This is a genomic window from uncultured Gimesia sp., from assembly GCF_937919775.1.
In the GTDB taxonomy this organism is placed as follows: domain Bacteria; phylum Planctomycetota; class Planctomycetia; order Planctomycetales; family Planctomycetaceae; genus Gimesia.
Genome location: NZ_CALFPF010000721.1, coordinates 1 through 2,526 on the forward strand (window position 1 = coordinate 1; position 2,526 = coordinate 2,526).

Below are 2,526 nucleotides of genomic sequence, written 5' to 3' on the forward strand. Positions count from 1 at the left end.
CCGGGACCGTGAGTATAAGCCATCAGGCTTAGACCTGCCCCCTGCCCCTCAATTAAACACTTCGCGCATCAATATCAATGAAGTGCGAGATCTCCTCGAAAAGTTCTCCAGTGACAGCTCTGCATTGGCGACCAGTCTTAACAGAGTGATGTATCAGGTTCCTGGCGTTCGAGAGTATGTTGCCGACGTGCTGAAAGTGAGAGCACGTTCATCGATCCTTGCAGACAAAGTTCGCCGCAGCAGTGATTATACTTTACTTGCCGGAGAATACAGTGAAATCGACCAATTGTGGAGAGTCGTTTCCAATCAATTATCGCAGGTTCGAGGTTTAGATCGAGACTCCAGAAATCTCATCACAAGCATGAATGAAAGTGACCGCAAACTGGGCGACCTGCTTCAAACAGGACCTCAACTGAAGCGGACAGAACTCTTAAGAGAAACATCTGCTCTGAGCAATGCATTGAGCATTTTAGTGCAAGATATTGAAATTGAACTTTCTCGCGAACCACTAAAGTTTGAACTGGTGAGAGAAGGACAACAGATTGAACAACGAATGGTTCAGGTTTCCAATCTGATTGTTGACCGACAGAGCTATGATTCCATTAAACGCGAATATCTGGCTTATCGTGACTCCTGGAACACTTTCGCAACTCGCCTGCGACCATATCATAATCGCATCTTGAGTCGTGGAGTCCAACGCGTCGTCCAACAGGATCGCTCCATTCAAGAACTGCTCTGGCTGCCTCAGGATGGAGCCAATCTGCAGGAAATTGCTCATCTCACGGAAGCTCTGAAGCGTGACGTCGATGAATTCTATCGCAGAGCCACGCTTCGTCTTTTGATCAGTTTGCCTCCCGCAAATTATATCTCAACATCTGACGAATTTTATGGAACTGTGGAAAATCTGATTGATACGGTAAATCATAACGAATCCGGCAATGAACTGATTACCTCCTTCACTTACATTGAGCATTCCTGGAAAGATTTTTCAGCATTGTTTCACACAGTGGAAAGTCCTGCGGCGTTACAATTGTTGGATAAAGTTGGTGATTCTATCAACGCCTTGCGAATTTCACTTCGGATGGAACAACCTTCAGAACAGATCGATATTTCCAAGTTAGTTGTTTCACTGGAAGCTCAAAGTGCGCAGCTTTCCATTATTGCAGAACAATGGCTGGCAACAGAGTCACCCACCTTCAGGCGTTCAACACAAGATTCGATTCGCAATTTCACTACCATTGCCCATGAATTGCACGTGATCACTCTGTCCCAACCCGCTTCGATGGCACTCCTCCGCTCAAAAAGTTCTGAACTTTTCGAAAGTTGGTTTAAAGTCCATGAGAATATTTCTCGCTGTGAAACCCGTGAAAAATATCAACTTCAGGAAACGGCAGTTCGTATCACACAAATGCTGATGGATCTGCGTTACGCAACGAAGTAAGCATTTGACTCGAGTTGATTCAAATTCAAGGCCCTCTTTTTATGAGGGCCTTGTTCTTGCGCCCTGCGAGGAAGATTCTTCGGAAAGACAATCTGTTTCTAAGATATGCCTCATCTAAGTCGAGGACGATTTGACCTTATGATGAATTCTTCAGAGCCTTCGGGAGATGACCCACGCTTTAACAAACCTGGTCCTGCAGGTCATAATGAAACGGACTGGGTCGACTATATCGTTGCGTTTTTTGTAGCGGTACAGCGTTTCTTTCGGATACCACTGTTACATCTCCCAGCGGATCGCAAAGAAACAATTGAAAAAAGAAGCACCTTTTTTTTACCGCTGGCAGGTATCAGTCTGGCTTTAGCATTGACCTTGATGTTGGCAGTGACCCAATTTTTCTGGCCGATGGGGATTGCCGTTCTACTCGTGGCCTCACTGGAATTGGTATTTCTTCGCACTTTTGTCCCCGAATCGATCCCACAAAGTCGATCACTTCTGGTATCACAAAAATCCGCGTCGTCATCATCCGCTGGCAATATTTTTGTGCTCACCATTGTTTTCATGTTATTACGGGTGGCGCTCTTTTATCACCTGCTCTCTGATTTCCATTCGATTCTCATCCCCTGCATCCTGATTCTGATTTCCATCTCTTTAGGAACATGGATCATTCCCTTTTCAATTTGCTTTGCATCCGCACACGATACAGACGCCAGATGGGTCAATCCTGATCGCCCTCTATCCAGGAAGCAACTGAGTTATGGCAGCCTGTGCTTAATCCCATTGCTTTTACTGGGAACATGGGCTTCACTGAGCTATCTGGCCCCGGCACTCGTTGCCTCCTCAGTGCTGCTGTATTGGATTATGAGAAAACTGGAAGATCATCATGTAGAAGTGAAAGATACCCATATTGAGGGACTGGCTTCCGTCTTTCAAATCGTTTTTCTATTGATCTGCACAATCGATCTTTCTTTTCTCAAGATCCTGTCTGAGTAAATTGAGAATCACACCGTCAAGCGCTCATCTCGTCGCCTTAACTCTGATCGCATCAAGCCTCGTCCATACTCTTTTTTCGTAACTAATTTAAATCC

General features: G+C 45.4%; 2 protein-coding genes. Both read left to right on the forward strand.

Features of this window, described 5'->3' with window-relative positions:
* Positions 1–1,441: hypothetical protein (locus Q0294_RS20325; RefSeq protein WP_299469108.1), on the forward strand; the 1,441-nt coding region annotated here is incomplete at its 5' end.
* 138 nt (positions 1,442–1,579) lie between these two features.
* Positions 1,580–2,431 (forward strand): hypothetical protein, encoded by an 852-nt coding sequence (locus tag Q0294_RS20330; protein WP_299469110.1) that lies wholly within the window; start codon positions 1,580–1,582, stop codon positions 2,429–2,431.
* Positions 2,432–2,526: the final 95 nt, after the last annotated feature.

Coding starts and splice junctions, on each gene's coding strand:
- Q0294_RS20330 (WP_299469110.1), top strand. CDS start 1,580: ATGATGAATTCTTCAGAGCCTTCGGGAGATGACCCACGCTTTAACAAA.